The following is a 22071-nucleotide window of genomic DNA, read 5'->3' on the forward strand; positions in this document are numbered from 1 at the left end:
TCCTTCGCACATTATTTGCCTGATAATTCTAAGTTACTTGCTCTTTCAGCCCAGCAACCAGAACCATCAGGAATTAATTCTATAATTTCAATATATTGCGGTGTCACTTTATCGATTTTCCCATGATAAAGTCCGAGATACTCACCGACCCCTAAGCGATATACGTTTGCATCAGATGACTCTACTAAAGCCCAAGTCGTGCCATCTTCACTTAACGTACCGCGCATTCTTAAATTGTCTATCGCATATGTTTCTAAGCGCCCTTTACGGCGTTTCAAATCAGGTTGTAGACAATTTCTACTGGTATCCACCACTTCTTCGGTAAGCTCTCGTGAAGGTGGTACAAAAGGACTGCGCATTAACTCTGCTTGATAGGCAAAGTGTTCAAACTTAGGTGTTTCTTTTAACGGAGGAATACGAGCAATATGCTGCGCTTTAGTTGTTGTCACAAACAACTCTAAATCACTGCGATCACCAATACAGCCAGTTAACATCAATACCACCAACATCAAAGGCAAGAATTTCATTATTTCTTCCCCTTATTTTGATCTGCTGGTAATTGTGCACCCTCTTTAAATCGATAGGTTTTCGCGAGAATATCCATCGATAAACTTCCACTTTCATCACGCTTGATAACAAAGTCATGCAAGCTAACGATACGAGGTAATTTTGCTACACCGCTGACCATATTACCTAGTTGGTGATAATCACCGACTACGGCCAGCTTAATTGGGAACTCCAAATAGAAGTCGCGTTCGATTTCAGTATCCCAATCCAGACTGTTAATACGTAAACCAGCATCGGTCGCAACAAAGGTGGTGTCATCCAATAGGCCTGGCATTTCATTTTCAGAAGGTAGCATTTTTAGCAATTCTGCAAATTGCGCTTCCATTACCACTAACTGCTCACGATATAATTTCAAATTTGCAGCTAGACGATATTTACTTTGAAAGTCTTCCCTTAAGGTAATTTCTTTTCTTTCTTCTGTATCGAGTACATCTAATGCATCAGATACGAACAAGTAATAACTCGCTCCCATCACTGTCAATGAAAGAAAAACGGCAAAAACAACTTTGACTAAAGTAGGCCAACCACCAATGTTTTCAAAATCAATATCATTAAACTGCTCTAAGTCGAGATTCATTTTCGACCTCCTTCAGTTGAATCCATTGGTAGAGTGTCATCAAAAATGGTCACTCTTAATCTGAACTTCTGTAATTGTCTTAAATTTTCGTTTTGACTAATGATCGACTGCATGCTTGGATCATTTAAATATTGCGATGTTTTGACTTTTCTCATCATATTCGCAACGTTGTTATTTGATTCACTGCGACCTTCAATCCAAAGTAAGCTACCTTTCTTTTCAATACTTGAAAGATATATTCCTGGTGGAACGATACGCACGAGTTCATCTAAAACATGTGTCGGCAAATTACGAGATTGCTGTAGGTTTAATATAATCTTAGTACGTCTTTCAATATCTTTCTTGCGTGCAGTAATTTTTCTTATTTCTGCGATTTGGCTATCAAGAAAAGATATTTCAGTCTGAAGATATGCATTTCGTTGACGTTGATCATCAGTCACAACCTCAATAAAGCTTAATGCTAAAAATACAATTAAACACGTCACTAAGAAAACTAACGCTAATATACCTATATAATCTCGTTTTTGTTTTTCTCTGGCCTCTTCACGCCATGGAAGTAAGTTTATGTTCGCCATTGAGCGTAACTCCTAAGCGCTAAACCACAGGCAACCATATATTTACTAATACTAGGCTCTAGCTGGTTTTTAATATCAACATCAGCATGTAAACAACCTTGGAATGGGTCTGCAACAATTGAATGCACCCCTAATTCATTAGTTAATAATGCTGTCATGCCTTCAAGTTTTGCCGTTCCGCCACTTAAGACAATATAATCAACTTTATCTTTACCACTGGCTGTACAATAAATTTGAAGCGTTCGTTTAATTTGCTGCAATAACTGTGTTTGGAAAGGTGATAACACCTCAAACATATAATTGCGTGGTAACTCACCGGTTATTTTGGCATTTTCAGCTTCATCATAAGACATGCCGTAAAACGATAAAATTGATTGAGTAAATAGTTCACCACCAAATGCTTGCTCGCGAATAAAAGTTGTTTCGCCATGCTCAACCACTGCAAAGGTAGTCATATTGGCACCAATATCCACCAAAACCACAGATTTTTCGTTAGCACCTTCAGGTAGCTGAGCAAGAATCAACTCAGATGACCGACCTAAAGCATAAGCTTCAACATCGACAACCTTAGTATCAAGTTCAATTGCATCCAAAGAATCCATTCTGGAATCAATATTATCGGTACGACAAGCACTTAATAGCACATCAACTTTCGTCGGGTCAGTTGTGTTGGCATTGAGTGTTTCAAAATCGATACTCACTTCATCGAGTGAATAAGGGATAAGGTTATCTGCTTCAATTTCAATCTGTGCTTCCATTTCTTCTTCATTTAATGAAGCGTCCATGTAAATCACTTTCGTCATTACAGCAGAGCCAGAGACCGCAACAGCAGCAGACTTAATTCCTTTTGGCAGTCCACGCCTTATATGCCTTAATGATTCAATTACCGCTTCAGCATCACGGATCTCATGATCGACAACTGCACCTTTTCTCAAAGGAGCAGATATATAGTTTAGAATTTTATATCCATCAGCGGTCTTGCTAAGCAAAATGGCTTTTACTTCATGAGAACCAATATCGATTCCAACCATTTGCGGAGCCTGACGCTTCCAAAATTTAGAAAGCATATTCCGTCATCGCATTTATTTTTTTATATTTTAAAATAGATTAGCACAAAATCAACTCGTTATAAGTATTTGTATTAAATGTTTCTAAATTTTACAACTTGTTTTTTTTTGTTTTCATGTTTTTACTTCACCAAAAACCCTCCCGCTTATATACTAGCGAGCATATTTATGATTTTTGGAATATTTCGGTGAAGTGGTTAAAACGAATACTTATTGCTATATTTAGCTTAACTTTATTAGGCGTCGGCACTATTGTCGCAGCTTATTATTATCTTTTGCCTGAATTACCGGATGTAAATACACTCAAAACGGTAAAATTACAGACACCATTAAGAATATACAGCAGTGACGGGCTACTTATTTCTCAGTTTGGTGAAAAAAGAAGAATCCCAATTGAATATCAGGATGTGCCTGAGCAATTAATAAATGCTGTTTTGGATACCGAAGATGCTCGCTTTTTTGAACATAAAGGCATCGATCCTATCGGTATTGTTCGTGCTGCGGTCATTTTAATTACCACGGGTAAAAAAAGCCAAGGTGCGAGTACGATTACTCAACAGGTAGCCCGAGGGTTCTTTTTATCACGCGAAAAAACCTATATTCGAAAAACCAAAGAAATTTTCTTAGCATTAAAAATTGAAAAAGCACTTACTAAAGAAGAAATCTTAACACTCTATTTGAATCGTTCATTCTTAGGTAACCGCGCATATGGTGTCGGTGCTGCTGCTCAAGTTTATTACGGTAAAGATTTAACTCAACTGACATTACCAGAAATGGCAATGATTGCAGGCTTACCTCAAGCGCCTTCTGCAGCCAACCCTATTCGTAACCCAGAGCGAGCTAAAACACGTCGTAATTGGGTACTCAGTAGAATGCTTGAAAAACGCAATATCACTGAGTCGCAATATCAAGAAGCCATTAATTCACCGATCACAGCAAAATATCACGGTGCTGAAATTGATTTATATGCACCCTATATTTCTGAAATGGCTCGTGAGTATATGGTAAGTCAATACGGTGAAGAAGAAGCCTATACCAATGGCTATAACGTCTACACCACCATATCTTCTGATTTACAATTAAAAGCCCAAAGTGCATTACGAGATAATGTATTTGCTTACGATCAGCGTCACGGTTACCGAGGGCCTATCGCCGAATTATGGCCTTCAGAACCTACAGTTGAAAGTATGGCCACCAGCGATATTATCGCTAATTTGAAGAAAACGCGCCCTATGCAAGGCATTATGCCGGCTGCTGTTATTGCGATAAATGAGCAACAAGCAACTGTATTGAATGCCGCAGGCGAAGAAATTCTGTTGGAATGGAATGGCTTAAAGTGGGCTCGTAAATTTATATCAGATAGACGCCAAGGAAAACCACCAAAGAAAGCGGAAGATATTTTAGCTGTTGGTCAAAAAGTGTGGATTAGAAATAATGGCGAATATTGGCAACTCTCTCAAATTCCTCAAGTCTCTAGTGCCACAGTTTCACTTGAACCTAGCGATGGTGCGATTAAAACTCTTGTCGGCGGTTTTAGCTTTACCCAAAGTCAGTATAACCGTGTCACTCAAGCCAAACGTCAGTTAGGTTCTAATATTAAACCTTTCATATACTCTGCTGCACTTGAAGACGACTATACTTTGGCAACATTAATTAATAATGCGCCAATCAATAAACCAGATACTCGACAAGGTACAGCTTGGCGTCCTAAAAACTCGCCGGATATTTATGGCGGCCCAACTCGTTTACGTGTAGGTCTGGCCCAGTCAGTTAATGTCATGTCTGTACGTACAATGAGACATATTGGTTTAGATAACACCATAGCCAAGTTAGTTGAGTTTGGTTTTGATCCTGACGACTTACCTCGTAATGAATCTGTCGCGCTAGGTTCACCTTCGGTTACACCTTTGCAAGTGGTTACTGCATTCAATGTATTTACTAATGGCGGCTACTTAGTTGAGCCATATTTCATTACACAAGTAACCGATTCATTTGATAATGTCATCGAGGAAGCCAATCCACTATTAGCTTGCACGCCTGCTGTCCTTGATAAAATGGCTGAAGTAGCAAGTGATGAGAATGACCCTTTTGCGGCTATGGCGGCTGAATTTGCACGCTCTCAAGGCGCTGAACTTGAGGAGAGCATTGAGACTGAAAGTAGCAACAACGCATTACCACTGTGTGGTGATGAAAATAGCCGCTTTGCCCCAAGAATTATTACTGAGCAAACTGCGTTCTTAGTGACTGAAGCTCTTAAAAGTGTAATTTGGGGTGGTGGCGACTGGAGTAAAGGTACAGGCTGGAATGGTACCGCATGGCGTGCATCTCGCTTGATAAAGCGCCGTGATATTGCGGGTAAAACTGGCACAACCAATGAATCTCGTGACACTTGGTTTAGTGGATTTAATCCAACATTAACCTCTACGTTCTGGGTTGGATTTGATGATCATAGCCGCAGACTCGGTCGCACAAGTTGGGTAGCTGATGGGCCAGAAAACCAAATATCAGGTGCTGAAGCGGGTGCGAAAACCGCAGGGCCGGGTTGGAATGACTTTATGAATCAGGCGCTCAAAGGCACTGAGGAAAAGACAACGATTCCGCCTAAAGGCATTATCTCCGCACGTATCGATTTGGCAACGGGTCTACTGACCCGTAAGACGGATCATACCACCTCTTTTGAGTATTTTGTTGAGGGTACTGAGCCAAAAGAATACGCAAAAGAAGAGATAACAGATGAAAATATTTTCATCGAAAACCCAACAGATGATTTATTTCAGTAATCGCTTTATTCTAAAAGTTAATCTGACATAACAAAAAGCCCTGAGTTAATGATTAACTCAGGGCTTTTTTAATTTTTATAATACCATTCAGCTAACGCTGGTGATTACTGGCCTTGTTTAACTGCCAATGCTTGTTTCACTTGAAGAATAGATGTACCACCTAATGCTTCACGTTTTTCCAAACAAGATTCAATAGTTAAACAGGCATATACATCATCTTCAATGACGTCGCTAAATTGCTTTAATTCAGCAAGTGGTAATTCTTCTAACGGTGTTTGCTTACCAATAGCAACCACTACCACCTCGCCGACAACATGATGCGCTTCTCTGAATGGCATTCCTTTAGCAACAAGATAATCAGCTAATTCTGTAGAGTTAGCGTAACCCTGTTGCGCTGCAGCTAAGGTTCTTTCACGATTAACTTGTAGGCCGCTTAACACAAGTGCAGCCATCTCAAGACAGATAGACCAGCTATCCATCACATCGAATAAGCCTTCTTTATCTTCCTGCATGTCTTTATTGTAAGCCAATGGCAATGCTTTCATGGTGGTTAAAATCCCCATTAAGCTGCCATAAACACGACCAGTTTTACCTCTAATAAGCTCGAGTGCATCAGGGTTTTTCTTTTGTGGCATTAATGATGAACCAGATGTCACTTCATCATCTAAATCAATGAAGCCAGCTTCACCGCTGTTAAAGAAAATTAAATCTTCAGCCATACGGCTTAAGTGCATCATGCTGATTGATGCATCACTACATAACTCAATCACATGGTCGCGATCTGATACGGTATCAAGGCTATTTAATGTTGGCGCCGCAAACCCGAGAGATTCAGCAATGGCATGTCTATCCATTGGATAAGCCGTACCAGCTAATGCGCCTGAACCTAAAGGACACGTGTCAGCACGCTTTAATGCATCTTCTAAACGACTAATATCACGTTCAAACATTTCAACATAAGCTAAACACCAGTGACCAAATAATACTGGCTGAGCTCTTTGCAAATGGGTGTAACCTGGCATAACAGCATCTATTTCACGTGCAGCAAGGTCAATTAATGCACCTCTAAGCTTTTGCAGCAGCGCAAGTGATTGCTCACCCTCTTTTCTACACCATAGCTTTAAATCTGTCGCCACTTGGTCATTACGAGAGCGTCCAGTGTGCAGTTTTTTACCTAAATCGCCCACTTTAGCAATCAAAGATTGTTCCACAAAACTATGAATATCTTCAGCACCAGACGCAATAATGGCTTCTGGCTTATCAGCAACTTCAGCAAGTAGCTCGTTTAATGCTGCATGTAATTGCTCACATTCCTGTTGGGTTAAAATACCCACTGAAGTAATCGCCGTAGCCCAAGCAATCGAGCCGACAATATCTTCTTCAATTAAACGATAATCTACTGGCAGTGAGTCATTAAATAACTTAAATAATGCGCTGCTTTCTTGACTGAATCTTCCGCCCCATAACGCCATGTCGATACCCTCTTTAAATTCTTTATTTCAATTACATTAATCTGACAAAAACGGGGCTTATATCAGCCCCGTTTACTTACTCTTAACAGCTGAGCTTATTTGCTGTTAAGTGCTCTGATACGGCTTGATAAAGAATAAAGGCGAATAAAGCCTTCAGCATCTTTTTGGTCGTAAACATTATCGTCACCAAACGTCGCAAACTCTTCTGAATATAAGCTATTTGGAGAACGCTTTTTAACAACACTTGCTTGACCTTTGTATAGCTTAACCACAACTTCACCGTTAACCAGCCCAGCTAATGCTTCTGATGCAGCAATCAATGAATTACACAGCGGTGTAAACCAACGACCGTCATAGACCAAATGAGCCATTTGAGCGCCAACCTGTTCACGCCACTCACGACTTGTTTTATCAAGTACTAACTCTTCAATGGCACGAAGGCCAGCAAACATCACAGTGCCGCCTGGCGTTTCATAACAACCACGAGACTTCATGCCAACCAAACGGTTCTCAGTAATGTCGATACGGCCTACACCATGTGCGGCAGCAAGTTCGTTTAACTGCATTAATGCTGCGTATGGAGATAAAGCCACACCGTCAACATGAGTCACACGGCCATTTTCAATGTTTAACGCAACATACTCTGGCGTATTCGGTGCATCTTCCGGCGCAACCGTCATGGTCCACACTTCTTTGCTTGGCTCGTTCCATGGGTCCTCTAGCTCGCCACCTTCATGCGAGATATGCCAAGCATTAGCATCACGACTATAGATTTTGGTCGCCGAAGCTGTGGTTTCAATGTTTCTCTCAGCTAAGTAATCTAATAAATCTTCACGGCTCACCATTGACCACTCACGCCAAGGTGCAATGACTTTTAAATCTGGAGCAAGCGCAGCAAAACAACCTTCAAAACGAACTTGGTCATTACCTTTACCAGTACAACCATGACAAACTGCATCAGCACCCACTTTACGAGCCACTTCGACTTGTGCTTTAGCAATAATAGGACGCGCCATTGACGTTCCTAGTAAATAAGTCCCTTCGTAAATTGCGCCCGTTGCAATCGTTGGGTAGATGTAATCAGCCACCAGCTCTTCTTTTAAGTCGACGATATAACATTCAGAAGCACCAGACTCGATAGCTTTTTCATGCAAACCTTCAAGCTCTTCTGCCCCCTGACCGACATCAGCACAAAATGCGATAATTTCGCAGTTATCGTAGGTCTCCTTCAACCATGGGATAATGGCTGAGGTGTCTAAACCACCTGAATACGCTAATACAACTTTCTTAATACTGGTTTGTGTTTCAATAGACATCTTTAATTTTTCCTAACATAAACTGTGTAAAGTAGGTTCGCTTTTAGCCAACCAACGAAATTTTCAATTAACCCAACAAGGTTACTAGCACTGCATTTTGCGCATGCATTCTATTTTCAGCTTGTTGCAGAATGAGTGAGCCTTCACCATCAACCACTTCCGCAGTTGCTTCTACTTCTCTGTATGCTGGTAAACAATGCATAAAGAAGTTAGCGCCCACTTTTGTCATCAGCTCAATGTTTACTTGGTATGGTTTAAATTTAGCTTCAATTTCTGCCATTGAAGTGTCATCACCCATAGAGATCCAAGTATCAGTATAAATCGCATCTTGCGGCCCCATTTCATTAACGTCTGAGGTCAAAATAAGCTGACCGCCATGTTTAGCCGCTAATGCTTGAACTTCACAAACTACTTGGCCATCAGGGAAATGCCCTGGAGGACACACGACTGTCATCGTCGCGCCCAGAATCGCTGCGCCATACATCAAAGAGTGAGTGACATTATTACCATCACCTAAGTAAGCTAATTTCACTTTACTGACATCATCAAATTTTTCAGACAATGTTAGGAAGTCAGCTAAACCTTGGCACGGGTGATATAAGTTACATAAGGCATTAATAACAGGAACTGAAGCATGTTCGGCTAAGCCCGCAATGGTAGTATGCGAAAAGGTTCTCGCGACTATCGCGTCTGCCCAACAAGAAATATTAGTCGCAAAATCTGAAACAGGCTCACGTTTACCTAATGCGCCATTTTGCTGATCAAGATAAACAGCATGGCCACCGAGTTTATTAATACCAATGTCAAAGCTCACGCGGGTTCGCAGCGAAGGTTTTTCAAACAGCATTACGACACTTTTGCCTGCTAATGCTTGGTTATAATCTGCTGGATTAGCTTTGATATTTTTCGCTAACGCTAATAAGTCGAGCAGTTCAGTTTGCGACAGATCTTTTATTGATAGTAAATGTTCCATGAGTGTTGTACTCCTATGGCTTAATTTGGGTGCCTACGGACTGTCCGTTCGTTAAGGCAATTAATTGTTGAGGTTGTTTCCAAGATGCAACTTGCACTGGTTTACCCATCCACTGAGCAACTTCTAATGCCGCTTCTACTTTGACCTTCATTCCTTTTTCTATCACGCCTTGCTGAACTAAATCTGAAATCTGTTGTTGATTTAGCTCAGTAATTAACTCTTTATTGCCATCTAATACACCTGGAACATCAGATAACAGCACTAATTGACCTTCAACTAATTTGGCAAGTGCTGTCGCAGCTTGATCTGCATTGACATTGAGCATTTCACCTTGCGAAGAGACAGCAATCGAGCTACAAATAGGCAGCCAGCCCTGTGATAGTAAATAATTTAAATAACTAGGGTCGTTCGGAGAGACTTCACCTACTAAGCCTAGGTTTTCATTTTTTATTGATGCATGAACAGTATTACCGTCCGCTAGACTCATACCCACTGAAACAATGCCAGCCTCAATGGCTGCAGCTTGTAATAACTTGTTAGCTGTTCCAGCTAGTGCACCAACAACAATTGGGATTTGATCGGCAGGTGTTACCCGTAAGCCATCAAGCTTAATCGTTTCTTTTCCGTTTGCAGTTAATTGCTCATCCACCAAGCAACCACCACCATGAACAAAAATAACCTTTTGCTTCTGTGACATCATTTCTGCGACAACAGACATTAACTCTGCCATGCCTGAAGCTGATTGTAATAATGCGCCGCCCACTTTAAGCACAATAACAGGCTTGTTATTTGACATATTGTTACTTCCTGTTAAAGACCAAAGTGAATTTTAATGCACTGTAAGCCTTGGCTAGCAGCACCTTTCATTAAGTTATCGATTGCACTGGCAACCACAAGGTAATTGCTTTGCGGATCATATTTCCAACCGACGATACAATTGGGTGTGTTAACGACATCATCAACTTTAGGAAATTGATTATGCTTCACACTGACTAACGGGCAATCGTCATAGATTTGATATGCTGCAGCAATATCAGCTTCGGTTGTCCCTTTGGCTAATTGCACAGTAATCGTAGCTAAAATCCCACGTTTAAAATTACCTAAATGCGGCGTAAAAATAACTTCTTGCCCTAATTGCGTGGCAATTTCAGGTTGATGCCTATGACCTAAAACGCCATATGGCGTTAAGCTCACCTCACAAAAACTGGTATGCAACTGTGCTTTTCTGCCCGCGCCAGTCACACCACTGACGGCATTAATCACTGGATATGCGTCAGTTAACATTGGTTTTAAAGGTTTAAGCGCCGTTAATGATGCTGTTGGATAACAGCCAGGAACCGCAATCATTTTACTTTGTGCAATTTGCTCATGATTCCATTCAGCTAAACCGTAAACCGCATCAGCGAGTACTGCTGCTTGTGTGTGCTCAAAACCATACCATTTGGGGTACTGCTCAACATCAGCAAAACGATACGCACCACTTAAATCAAATACCGCTAAGCCCTGTTGATAAAAGAAAGCAGCAAGTTCTAAGCTAACAGAATGTTCAGTGGCAAGTACCACTGCATCAGCTTGCTCGACAATGGTCTGTTTTGCAGCAGCAGATAATGGAGACAAAGGAATTTGAATATGTTGATAAGTCGGATACAAGTCCGCAAGTAAACGACCTTTATCAAGACTGTTCTCTGACACGTACAAGCCTTGAATTGATAATGACGCGTCAGCATCAATAAGAGCGGTGATTTGTGCGCCGGTATAACCACTTGCACCAATAATTGCGATATTTTTCATTATTTTGTCGTCTTTAAGTAAGTAAAATGTTGAAGATGAATCAATACGTGAGCAGGGCGCTCGAGAATAAAACTATCGTCGAAGATAGTTTACCTTGGGATCTGTTACAGTGAGTTGAATCGCAATTAAATACATATCTATAATTCTTAAATCGTTATCAAGTTATGGTGAATACCTTAGCTGTTTGCTAGACTAACACAAATTATTACTTATGCAATAATAATGAATACATATTTTATTGCGATAGCTAAAAAGGTTCCTATGAATTCATTGCCAGAACTAAAAGATGCTTTTAAACAGCTGATTGCACTACCATCTATTAGTGCATTAGAAGCAGAACAGGATATGAGTAACCATGCAGTTATTGAACTTCTGCAAACTTGGTTTTCAGAGATGGGTTTTGACTGCACGGTACATACTGTTGCTGACAGTCGTGGTAAGCAAAATTTGGTCGCGACCATTGGTTCTGGTAAAGGTGGGTTATTGCTGGCTGGACACACTGATACTGTGCCTTTCGATGAAGGCCGCTGGAGTCAAAGCCCATTTGAGCTAACCGAAAAAGATAATCGCTGGTATGGATTAGGTACCTGCGATATGAAAGGTTTTTTTGCACTCATTATGGAAGCACTCAAAAGCATACCTTTGCATGAGTTAAAACGTCCGCTACATATTTTTGCAAGCGCCGATGAAGAAACAACGATGAATGGTGCTAAAGCATTTGCGGATGCTAAAAGTATTGCGCCTGACTACGCCATCATTGGGGAGCCCACCAGTTTAAAACCGGTATATATGCATAAAGGGCATTTAGCTCAAGGGATCCGAGTGATTGGCCGCAGCGGCCATTCTTCTGATCCTGCTCGTGGTTTAAACGCCATCGAAATCATGCATCAAGTGGTTGGCCAACTAATGAAGCTTAAACAGCATTTAAGTGAGAATTATCGCGAAGATGCTTTTAGTGTGCCTTATCCAACCATGAATTTTGGTCATATACATGGTGGTGATGCCGCCAACCGTATATGTGGTTGCTGCGATTTACACTTAGATATTCGCCCTCTTCCTGGGATGGAATTAGCCGATTTAGAATTAATGGTGATTAACTATTTATCTGAAATTAATAAGCAGTATCCAGGCAGTATCGAAATATCGACTTTATATCCTGGTTCTGAGTCATTCGCTGGCAAAGTTGATAGCTACTGGACAGAGTTAGTCGCTGAAATATCTAACACTCAAGCTGAAGTCGTCAATTATGCCACCGAAGCACCCTATATTAAACAGCTTGGCTGTCAAACTTTGGTGATGGGACCAGGCAGTATTAATCAAGCCCACCAGCCAGATGAATACATTGGCTTAGAGTATTTAACGCCAACTGTTGAGTTAATGAAAAAGCTTATTTATCAGGCTTGTATTAAATAGTTGTGATGAACATCAGCGTTAATCGATTATGTATTTTAATTAATAGAAGAAGCCATTGACCGATACCCTCGCACCTCGCTATTGTGCTAGCTAAAGTCTGATATTGTAACGGCTAATTAAGTTAACTTATGGAGTAATTATGGCAGAGCAAACCGCCGACATGTACGCTTCTTTGCGTTCGAATGTGAGTAGCTTAGGGCAGATTCTGGGTGACACGATGCGTGATCACCTTGGCGAAGCATTTCTCGAAAAAGTAGAGCAAATCCGTATTCTTGCAAAAGAGTCCCGCCAAGGCGACGCTGACTCAAGACAGCAAATGCTCACTTTATTGAATTCCTTACCAGACGAAGAACTGGTTCCTTTTGCGAAAGCCTTTAACCAATTCTTAAATCTAGCCAATATTGCAGAACAATTTCACACCATAAGCCGTAACTGTGACGAGCTAGTTTGTGTGCCCGACCCAGTAGAGCAGTTGCTTGGAAGAATGCTTAATAGTAATGCCAATGAACAAGATGTTATCAATTGCTTAAAGACACTTGATATTGATTTGGTGTTAACCGCGCATCCAACAGAAATCTCCCGCCGAACATTAATTCAAAAGTATTCGGCCGTTGTCGATTGCCTAACTGAGCAAGAAAATAAGCAATTAACAGAGCGAGAAAGAAATCAATCTCATTTAAGATTACGTCAATTGATTGCCCAAATTTGGCATACCAATGAAATTCGTAATGAGCGACCAACACCTGTCGATGAAGCTCGCTGGGGGTTAAGCACTATTGAAGCTTCTCTATGGCAGGCAGTACCTGACTTTTTACGCCAATTAAATGATCACGTAGAAGCTAAAACAGGTCAACAAATTCCAGCAGATATTTGCCCTGTTAGATTCTCAAGTTGGATGGGTGGCGATAGAGATGGTAACCCATTTGTCACCTCCGTCGTGACTGAGGAAGTCCTTTTACGGAACCGCCATGCAGCGGCAAGATTATATTTAAAGGATGTAGTTTCATTGGTTAATGAACTCTCCATGGAAGATGCCAACGCTGAGTTAATGGCACTCGTTCCAAACAGTAAAGAGCCATACCGCGATGTATTAAGGCACCTACGTCATAAACTCCGTAACACGATTGACTACCTAAATGCGCGCCTTGAAGGCCATCAAGTCGACGTAAACTATAATGATTTGGTATGGGAACTAGATGATTTAAAACAGCCACTTGAATTACTATATCGCAGTTTGTCAGAGTCAGGAATGCGTCTAATAGCCAATGGCTTATTACTAGATATGTTGCGCCGTTTAGCCTGTTTTGGCATTCATATGCTGCGACTAGATATTCGCCAAGATGCCGAACGTCATAGCGATGTCATCGCTGAGCTAACTCGCTACTTAGGCATGGGTGATTACGATCATTGGGACGAAAATGAAAAACAAGCCTTCTTGCTCAGAGAGCTCACCAGTCGTCGCCCATTGATCCCTTCTGCTTGGCAGCCTTCTGCTGACGTTCAAGAAGTCATTAAAACATGTCAGCTAGTCGCAACTCAACCAGCTACGGCACTGGGCTCGTACGTTATCTCAATGGCGAGTAAACCTTCTGACGTGCTAGCCGTATTATTACTTTTAAAAGAAACAGGCTGCCAGCATCCAATGCGTGTGGTGCCATTGTTTGAAACATTAAGCGATTTAAACACTGCCTCTGACTGTATGACACAATTACTCGATATTGATTGGTACCGTGGTTACACCAAAGGTATGCAAGAAGTAATGATTGGTTATTCAGACTCAGCGAAAGATGCTGGTGTCATGGCTGCAGCTTGGGCGCAATACCATGCTCAGGAACAACTCGTCGCTGTGTGTAAAAAAGCTGACGTTAAACTAATGCTTTTCCATGGTCGCGGTGGCTCTATTGGTCGTGGCGGCGGGCCAGCTCACAAAGCAATTTTGTCTCAACCTCCGGGCTCAGTTGACGGTCGTATCCGAGTTACTGAACAAGGTGAGATGATCCGCTTTAAATTCGGCTTACCCAAAGTTGCCGTACAAAGTTTAGCGCTTTACACATCAGCTGTAATGGAGGCGACTTTATTACCTCCTCCAGAGCCAAAACAAGAATGGCGTGATTGCATGCAGCGTATTGCGGATGACTCCGTTAAAGCTTATCGCGGAATCGTTCGTGAGGAGCCTGATTTTGTGGCTTACTTCAGAGCTGCAACCCCTGAAGTGGAGCTAGGTAAACTGCCTCTTGGTAGCCGACCAGCTAAAAGAAGAGTTGATGGCGGGATTGAAAGCCTTCGCGCTATTCCTTGGATATTCGCATGGTCACAAAACCGATTGATGTTACCTGCTTGGCTTGGCTCGGGCGAGGCATTAACTGCGGCAAATGAGCGTGGTGAAACTGAGCTTTTAAAAGAAATGGAACAGCAATGGCCATTCTTTGAAACCCGCATATCAATGCTAGAAATGGTTTATATGAAAGCAGAGCCTAACCTAGCGCGATACTATGAAAGTACACTGGTCCCAAAAGGTTTACATCATTTAGGTAAAAAGCTCCGTACGAGTCTACAATTAGGTACTGAAGCAGTATTATCTTTAACGGAATCAGAAGAGTTAATGTCCCATACTCCGTGGAATAGAGAGTCAGTTAAGCTTCGTAACCCTTACATTGACCCGCTAAACTTTTTACAAGCAGAACTGCTAAGCCGTACTCGTAATGAAGAACAAGCTTCAAAGCAAGTGGAGTTAGCACTAATGCTCACCATTGCTGGTGTAGCAGCAGGAATGAGAAACACAGGATAATGACATTGTTCAAAACAATACTAATCTGTTGCATGTTGTTACTGACTGGCTGTGCTAGTCAGTACAGTATCACTGAGTCGGAAGTAGAAGATTATCTTAATAATGAAATGCATTATGAGGTCTCTCAAGGTAATCAAATCTTCGGATTACAACTTAAGCTCAATGATATGGAAGTAGAATTAGGTCATAAACCAAATACTATTTCTGTTACTGCATTAACTGAGATGGGGGTAAAAAACCCCTTTAAGTCAATCTCAGCAGATATGGAAATCACTTTTGAAGCAGAGCCATGGTATGACGTAGAAAGTAAAAGCATCTTTCTAAAGAAACTCGACTTGGTTAGCGTTAAATCTGAGCCTGCAGATATTGAACAGATGCTTAAACCGATTACGCCACAATTAATGATATTTTTGCGAACGTTTTTGGAATCACAACCCGTCTATGTGCTCGACACCAATGACTCCAATCAAGCACTAATGGCTTCGATGACTAAAGCCATTGAAGTACAAAAAGGTAAAATCGTGATTAAGTTCTAACATTTTAATTTGAACTAACCTACGTTAATTTAAAAGCGCCGACTGGCGCTTTTTTATGCCAGTAATTCCATAAAGGAAGAGAAAACCATATTAGAAATGAGCAGCTAAGATACAAAGTACACTAGCAACTAAGCGACAAAGTACACCTGCAACTAAAACGCCGGTAACGTGAAAACCTCAAAGTAAGCAGACAAGTTCTATTAACAAAACATTGCCTACTTTTAATAAAACTAGCCATATTCATCAAAGATCGAATGGATTAAAAGTTTTTTACTGGCTCAACCACCAAGGTGCTAGAGTGCACTGGGTTTTCTGACTGCATATACAAATCTCGCACCAGCTTAAAATCTAGCTCCAATTCGGTGACATAAAAGCCGTCTATTGGATAAGTCTTGACAACTTTGGCTCCCTTTATCACACCAGAAACTTTAATCTTGGTGGCGATATTATTCAGCGAGTGACCTTGTATTGCTGTTTGCGAGTTGAGCTGTAATCCGTAGACTTGTTCGGCTAATTCTCTATACGCCAAGATTTTTGACGCTTCCATAGCCATTAAAATCTGCTCTGAACGCATTTCTGCAGGTTGCTTCTCAATAGGTGCATAACCTACAGCATTTAAAACAGGAAAATCAGTTGGCTGATATTGCGCTGGTTGACTATTTAAAGCTTCACAACCACTTAATATAAACCAAGTCATAAGAAGTATTATTTTCATATTAATTACCAATAGAATATTTCATAAATAAATCAAAAAAACAAATAGAATATACTTAACCCGTGAATTAAACACTGCACGATTCTACGCAATAAAGATATTAAGCACCTTTATCATTATCATCTGAAAGAAAAGAACTAACTCCTGCTGCAATACCCCCAGCATTAGTTTCTGTAAAATAATCCATAATTAATTTAATCGCTGTAGAACCTGCACCAACATAATCAGAATAAATTAAACTACCTGCTAATGTCGAAGCTGGGCTTATTTCAGTATCGGTGGTTTCTTGATAAATATAAGATAGTATTGGGGTATGATTTAAGATATTCACTGAATCGATAACATCTTTTTGATCAAAACCGTCTTCACCAAAAGAGAATTTATAAATATCTTCACTAATATTAGATTCTTCTGGTGTCGCATTACTTTTTAGCGAGCTTACTTCTTCGGAACTGACCTTAGCTGAAACTAATGTATTTTCGCCTACTGCATTGGTGACAGCAGTTTTGAGCATACTGGTTTGTAATGATGATAATAAGCCTTGTTGTAACTCCGTAATCATACTGCTATTCATATTTAGCGATAAGATACTTGAATTACCTAGCCCAGTCTCAGCCAGTATTTGTTGCTGCAAAGAGTCTACCGAAAATATTTCAGAGGTTGAACTAGAGTCAAGCACAGCACTGCCGACACTCTTAACTTTAGAGACACTTGTCAGAATATCAGCAAATGTATCGGAGTCACTACTCGATTGGGATTGAATTATTTTATCAGATTTGATTAATTCAGTTGATCTAGAGAGTGCAGACAAAGATTCTTGCTGAGTCATAATAGTATTTAACCAAGTAAAGTTAGAATAGACTTTTAAAATATTTCATTCATCAAAAACATGCTTAAATATAAATACACATGCAAATTTATAGTATACAATTAATAATACAAAGCCAATACAAATGACACAGTTAATAGCAAGCAAGTATAAACCCCACCAAACAATATATATCCACAACAAATCCATATATTACTTTTCAAATATAAAAACTTTAAAACAGATGCAACACCTCACACAAACAATATATATCAATAGTTAGTAACAAATAACATTAATATTAGTAAATAAGCGTAAAGATAATGAAGTTACTGTGTAGAAGATAGATATCATAGTTCAATTGACGTTAAAATTTATAAAACCCTCAACACAGTTGTTCAGAAATGAAATTAACAATCACGTTTGCAGCATTCATTCTATTAAGTATGTCAGCTTGTACAACGACTGAAGTCGCTGAAATAAAAGTACCGACTAAAGAAAACACCACAGTTAATGTTATTGAAACGGATGACGAAGTGATGAAAGGGGATCCTCAATATCGCCCTGTCAGAAATAATAATATTCAACAGGCGCAGCAAATTACTGGCTCAATATTTAACCCTGACAGCGTATATGATATTTATCAAAACAATAATCGTTATGATATTGGTGATATGATCTTAATCAGATTAAATGAAGAGATGACGTCGAAAAAATCAGTTAGCTATACCAGAGATAGCTCCAATGATTTCGAGTTATCCCCCAATATTACCGCTGGTAATATCAACATCGATGAGAACAATCTCAGCGCCGATTACTCTCAAGATAAAAGCTTTGATAGCTCCTCTGCAAGTAATCACAATAACTCTCTCTCTGGTACCATTACTGTTGCAGTAAGAGAAAAACTCCCTAACGGTAACTTAGTCGTTGCTGGGGAAAAGTGGCTAAAACTGAATAAAGGCGACGAATATGTGCGCTTTTCAGGTGAAATTAGAGTGACAGATATTGGCTCGGATCATTCAATTGATTCAAGCATGGTCGGAAATACAGTGATTGAAGTCAGTGGCAAGGGAGAGCAACAAGACAATCAAGATCCATCGCTAATTTCTAAACTGCTTAATGTGTTTGGCTAATCAATGAAGCAAATACTATGTGCAATATTAATGCTCTGCTTACCATCAATGTCCTATGCACAGTGGTATTTAGGCCAAGCATCAATTCCCTATGACGGTGATGATTATAATGACGTGCGTAAATTAGCTATTGAACAAGCAATTGAAAACGCCTCACTTCAAGCAAGTAGTTACATTAGTATCGAAAATACGGTAAGAGATGGCATTCTTACGAGTAGTAAAAGCAATATTGTATCGAAACAGCAAATCAGTGAGATTGTCATTCTCAATGAAACGATAACCGCAGGTAAGTTAACCGTTAATCTCAAAGTGAATCTTCATTCTAAATCGAATTGCATTAAAGATGCTTATTCCAAACAGCTAATCATTGCCCAGTTTCCTTTGATGACCCCTGAACAGGCTGCGCCTGGTGATATATACACTTTGCCATTTCATGTAGCCTCTAGATTCAAAAACGAACTCAGCAACCAACCAAGCGTCTTTGTTGAAGAACTGATACCTCAGATGGTGTTTAAGCCTGTGACCAGCTTTGACAGCATAAATCTAAAGACCATTCAAAGTATCTCACATAGGTTGAATAGCCAATTTCAAAGCCAATATTTAGTCTTTGGTTATATACGCGATATAGGTTTATATAATGAAATAAAGTCTGCTTTATTAACCAATACGATTTACCCAAAGCGTAACTTCACTATTAAAGTGTTTATGTACGATAGAATTAGCGACAGCATACTTCTAGAAGATGAATACCATGGTGAGGGAGGTTGGAGCTTCGACTCTTACTCTAAAGTTGATTTATCAAATAGTTTATTTTGGCGAAGTGAATACGGTAAAGCCATCGTTGATACTCTGTTTAAAGTCTCGCAAGACATTAACCAAACATTGAGTTGTGAGGCAACTAAAGCAACGGTAATAAATCGAGATGATGAGTTTATCACTATAAATATCGGCACTATGCATGGCGTTAAAAAAGGCGATATCTTTCAACATATCAAGCTTAAAAATATACCGTTAAGAAATACCGTGATGTCCACTCTAATGCCACCAGATGAACCAACGTTATTGGAAGTGATTCAAGTGAGCAATAAAATTAGCTTGCTCAAAGCACCAGAAAATGAAGACGTTAATGGCATAAATCAACACCAAGTAGATTTATACGATGTCGTCACAACAACCAGTTTTTAACTATTAGATAAACGATCTAGCGAACTAGATCATTTATCGGTGTAATTTACTTTGCAAATCGAGATATTGATGGGTAATCAACAATGACAGCTTCACCAAGCAAAGCACGACGTAACATATCATAGGCAATTGCGGCACTGATACTTCGCACCAGTTGCCTAGATCGGCTCGGTAACTTAATCATCTGACTATATACTGCGTGCTTAGTGGCTAAAGCTATTGCAACAGTGCCAACAGGCTTATCATCAGAACCGCCATCTGGACCTGCTATTCCGCTGGTAGATAATGCAAAATCACTGTCTAGAATATCTCTTGCTCCTCTCGCCATCGCTTCCACAGTGGCAATAGAAACAGCCCCATAATCATCAAGTATTTGCGGATTTACGCCCAATATTTTTACCTTAGATTCATTACTGTAGGTCACCAATCCATGATGAAGATAAGAAGAGCTGCCTGCAAAATCAATTAATTGACTGGTGATCAACCCACCAGTACAAGATTCAGCAATGCTTAAGCTGAAACCAGACTGATATAATCTATTATGGATCTCAGCGGCTAAAGTAGGCCTGTCTTCTGCTACAACCGCGATTCCAAGAATTGATTTAACTTTTTTAGTCACACTAGGGAGTTTGCTTATTGCTTTGTCCCCACGTGCAAAAATCTTGATTTCAATGTGCGGCATTGAAGAGCGATAACCTAACGTAATCCCATCTGGAAGATTTAATGGTGACAAACTATCCTCTAGTGAGGATTCTCCATGACCAATTGTGAGTAATTTTTTAAGCGACGTATTCTCGCTGATGCCATACTCTTCTTTAATAAAAGGGATGAATTGCTCTTTAATCATGTGCTTTAATTCGAAAGGCACGCCTGGAGTAAAGAACAACCAAGCCTTATTGAGCTTAACTCTGAAGCCACAGGCCGTTCCCACGGGGTTATCTACCATCACAGCTGACTCAGGCAACCAAGCTTGTTTTAAATTGCTCTTAGCCATTGTTCTATTATTACGAGCAAACCAGTTAACGAGCGTCTCACGCCACTCGATATTTTCAACTAATTCTTCACTCTTAGCCAAAGCCATAGCTTCTGCAGACATGTCGTCACTAGTAGGGCCTAAGCCACCATTAACAATGATGACGTCAGCATGATGGCTTCGTTCAATAAAGGCGTTCTTAAGATCTTCAAGTCGATCCCCCACCGTGATTCTATGTTGAGTCTCAATTCCCAACTCCATCATGGTGTTTGCAACCCACGCAGCATTGGTATCAATAATCTGGCCAGATAAAACTTCTTCACCAGTACAAATCATTTCTAATTTCATTTTTTTCCCTAAAATGCTGACTTGAAAACTAAGCCAAATATATAAAACCTGTTGAATTGCCTATCAAGATAGCTGACCTATATTAAACATCAACGATTAATAGGGAATAATTCATAATAGTAAGGTTTTAAATAATAATTACTATCTTCAAGCTTCAAGTCACAGAGACAAATACACTCACAAAATCACTAACTAAGCTATTTACTCTTTAAAAGATTGGGTGCTTGGCGATAACCTACATTTCCTTGTAAGCGCTCATGGGCATTCCAGCCATATTGTTTATTAGCTTTAGCCGTTAACGAACTCACTCAAATTACAAACAAAAAAGCCCGCTACGTGAGTAACCGGCTGTCAGCTATCAATTAAGAGGCACTAATTTTAATGATATGGGGCGCTTGGCATATCGACCACACTATCTGTTTCCCACAAACGGCTAGATAGTTCGCTCAAATTCCAGACATAAAAAAGCCCGCTACGTGAGTAATGGGCTATCTGCTCTCAATTAAGAGGCACCAATTTTAAAAATATGGGGCGCTTGGTGATGTTCAGCTGCGGATAAATCCTCCGCGTTCCATGTCAGTATAAAGCGATGCTTTATAATCACAGACATTACACCCTACTTTTACTATCCTTGTAAGGGTACATGGGCATATCGTCCACACTGTCTGTTAGCTTTAGCTACTAACTAACTAACTAACTAACTAACTCATTCTCTCAAATTCCAGACACAAAAAAGCCCGCTACGTCAGTAACGGGCTATCTGCTCTCAAATAAGAGGCACTAATTTTAAAGATATGGGGCGCTTGGCGATGACCTATTTTTACTATCCTTGTAAGAGTACATGGGCATATCGCTCACACTATCAACTGTTGATGTGTCTAAACCCGCGGTTGAACTTTTTTTAGGCAAAGAAAAAGCCCTAACACATTGTGTTAGGGCTTTTTCAGTATTAGGCGCTTGGCGATGACCTACTTTCACATGGGGAGACCCCACACTATCATCGGCGCGATTGCGTTTCACTACTGAGTTCGGGATGGGATCAGGTGGTACCACA

General features: G+C 40.2%; 18 protein-coding genes and 1 rRNA gene. 6 read left to right on the forward strand and 13 right to left on the reverse strand.

What is annotated here, in order from left to right; all coding sequences use genetic code 11:
* Nucleotides 1–11: 11 nt before the first annotated feature.
* Genes L2737_RS17165 through L2737_RS17180 form a run of 4 tightly spaced genes read right to left on the reverse strand, consistent with a single transcriptional unit; the run spans nucleotide 12 to nucleotide 2786 of the window.
* Complete coding sequence (locus L2737_RS17165) at nucleotides 12–527, reverse strand: pilus assembly protein PilP (protein WP_248956553.1); 516 nt, start codon at nucleotides 525–527, stop codon at nucleotides 12–14.
* Nucleotides 527–1144: a type IV pilus inner membrane component PilO gene (locus tag L2737_RS17170; protein ID WP_102527701.1), complete on the reverse strand. Its 618-nt coding sequence runs from the start codon at nucleotides 1142–1144 to the stop codon at nucleotides 527–529. Before L2737_RS17170 ends, L2737_RS17165 begins: the two co-directional genes overlap by 1 nt.
* Nucleotides 1141–1719, reverse strand: coding sequence for a PilN domain-containing protein (locus L2737_RS17175; protein ID WP_102527702.1), 579 nt, complete (start codon nucleotides 1717–1719; stop codon nucleotides 1141–1143). The genes L2737_RS17170 and L2737_RS17175 overlap by 4 nt, the downstream gene beginning before the upstream one ends.
* Entirely contained in the window at nucleotides 1707–2786 is a 1080-nt protein-coding gene (locus tag L2737_RS17180; protein ID WP_102527703.1) for a pilus assembly protein PilM, read from the reverse strand. Before L2737_RS17180 ends, L2737_RS17175 begins: the two co-directional genes overlap by 13 nt.
* A 188-nt stretch (nucleotides 2787–2974) precedes the next feature.
* Between L2737_RS17180 and L2737_RS17185 the strand changes: the two genes are divergently transcribed.
* Entirely contained in the window at nucleotides 2975–5566 is a 2592-nt protein-coding gene (locus tag L2737_RS17185; protein ID WP_248956554.1) for a penicillin-binding protein 1A, read from the forward strand.
* A 104-nt stretch (nucleotides 5567–5670) separates the two neighbouring features.
* On the opposite strand, the gene argH is transcribed toward L2737_RS17185, so the two are convergent.
* From argH to argC, 5 genes are all read right to left on the reverse strand, one after another.
* Nucleotides 5671–7038, reverse strand: coding sequence for an argininosuccinate lyase (gene argH, locus L2737_RS17190; RefSeq protein WP_102527705.1), 1368 nt, complete (start codon nucleotides 7036–7038; stop codon nucleotides 5671–5673).
* 95 nt (nucleotides 7039–7133) lie between these two features.
* The gene (locus tag L2737_RS17195) at nucleotides 7134–8354 is read right to left on the reverse strand and encodes an argininosuccinate synthase (RefSeq protein WP_229370928.1); all 1221 of its coding nucleotides are present in this window, start codon (nucleotides 8352–8354) and stop codon (nucleotides 7134–7136) included.
* A gap of 67 nt (nucleotides 8355–8421) precedes the next feature.
* The gene (locus tag L2737_RS17200; protein ID WP_248956555.1) at nucleotides 8422–9327 is read right to left on the reverse strand and encodes an ornithine carbamoyltransferase; all 906 of its coding nucleotides are present in this window, start codon (nucleotides 9325–9327) and stop codon (nucleotides 8422–8424) included.
* 13 nt (nucleotides 9328–9340) lie between these two features.
* On the reverse strand, nucleotides 9341–10123 hold the full coding sequence (gene argB / locus L2737_RS17205; RefSeq protein WP_229370933.1) for an acetylglutamate kinase: 783 nt from the start codon (nucleotides 10121–10123) through the stop codon (nucleotides 9341–9343).
* 14 nt (nucleotides 10124–10137) lie between these two features.
* Nucleotides 10138–11118, reverse strand: a complete 981-nt coding sequence (gene argC, locus L2737_RS17210; protein ID WP_248956556.1) for an N-acetyl-gamma-glutamyl-phosphate reductase — start codon at nucleotides 11116–11118, stop codon at nucleotides 10138–10140.
* Nucleotides 11119–11379: 261 nt separating this feature from the next.
* On the opposite strand from argC, the gene argE reads away from it, so the two are divergent.
* From argE to L2737_RS17225, 3 genes are all read left to right on the forward strand, one after another.
* Nucleotides 11380–12531 (forward strand): acetylornithine deacetylase, encoded by a 1152-nt coding sequence (gene argE, locus L2737_RS17215; protein WP_248956564.1) that lies wholly within the window; start codon nucleotides 11380–11382, stop codon nucleotides 12529–12531.
* A gap of 139 nt (nucleotides 12532–12670) precedes the next feature.
* Complete coding sequence (gene ppc, locus L2737_RS17220) at nucleotides 12671–15319, forward strand: phosphoenolpyruvate carboxylase (protein ID WP_248956557.1); 2649 nt, start codon at nucleotides 12671–12673, stop codon at nucleotides 15317–15319.
* A 5-nt stretch (nucleotides 15320–15324) separates the two neighbouring features.
* Complete coding sequence (locus tag L2737_RS17225) at nucleotides 15325–15855, forward strand: YceB family lipoprotein (RefSeq protein ID WP_371998378.1); 531 nt, start codon at nucleotides 15325–15327, stop codon at nucleotides 15853–15855.
* Between the two features lie 259 nt (nucleotides 15856–16114).
* Here L2737_RS17225 and L2737_RS17230 read toward each other — a convergent pair whose 3' ends face one another.
* The gene (locus tag L2737_RS17230; RefSeq protein WP_229370941.1) at nucleotides 16115–16570 is read right to left on the reverse strand and encodes an LPP20 family lipoprotein; all 456 of its coding nucleotides are present in this window, start codon (nucleotides 16568–16570) and stop codon (nucleotides 16115–16117) included.
* Between the two features lie 100 nt (nucleotides 16571–16670).
* Nucleotides 16671–17399 (reverse strand): hypothetical protein, encoded by a 729-nt coding sequence (locus L2737_RS17235; protein ID WP_248956558.1) that lies wholly within the window; start codon nucleotides 17397–17399, stop codon nucleotides 16671–16673.
* Between the two features lie 383 nt (nucleotides 17400–17782).
* Between L2737_RS17235 and L2737_RS17240 the strand changes: the two genes are divergently transcribed.
* Nucleotides 17783–18511 (forward strand): flagellar basal body L-ring protein FlgH, encoded by a 729-nt coding sequence (locus tag L2737_RS17240; protein ID WP_102527715.1) that lies wholly within the window; start codon nucleotides 17783–17785, stop codon nucleotides 18509–18511.
* 3 nt (nucleotides 18512–18514) lie between these two features.
* Nucleotides 18515–19696 (forward strand): flagellar assembly protein T N-terminal domain-containing protein, encoded by a 1182-nt coding sequence (locus L2737_RS17245; protein ID WP_102527716.1) that lies wholly within the window; start codon nucleotides 18515–18517, stop codon nucleotides 19694–19696.
* Between the two features lie 46 nt (nucleotides 19697–19742).
* On the opposite strand, the gene L2737_RS17250 is transcribed toward L2737_RS17245, so the two are convergent.
* Nucleotides 19743–21017, reverse strand: coding sequence for a CinA family nicotinamide mononucleotide deamidase-related protein (locus L2737_RS17250; protein ID WP_102527717.1), 1275 nt, complete (start codon nucleotides 21015–21017; stop codon nucleotides 19743–19745).
* A gap of 955 nt (nucleotides 21018–21972) precedes the next feature.
* Nucleotides 21973–22071: ribosomal RNA gene (rrf, locus tag L2737_RS17255) — 5S ribosomal RNA — on the reverse strand; the annotation flags it as partial.

It is taken from the genome of Shewanella electrodiphila (assembly GCF_023283985.1).
Taxonomy (GTDB): Bacteria; Pseudomonadota; Gammaproteobacteria; order Enterobacterales; family Shewanellaceae; genus Shewanella; species Shewanella electrodiphila.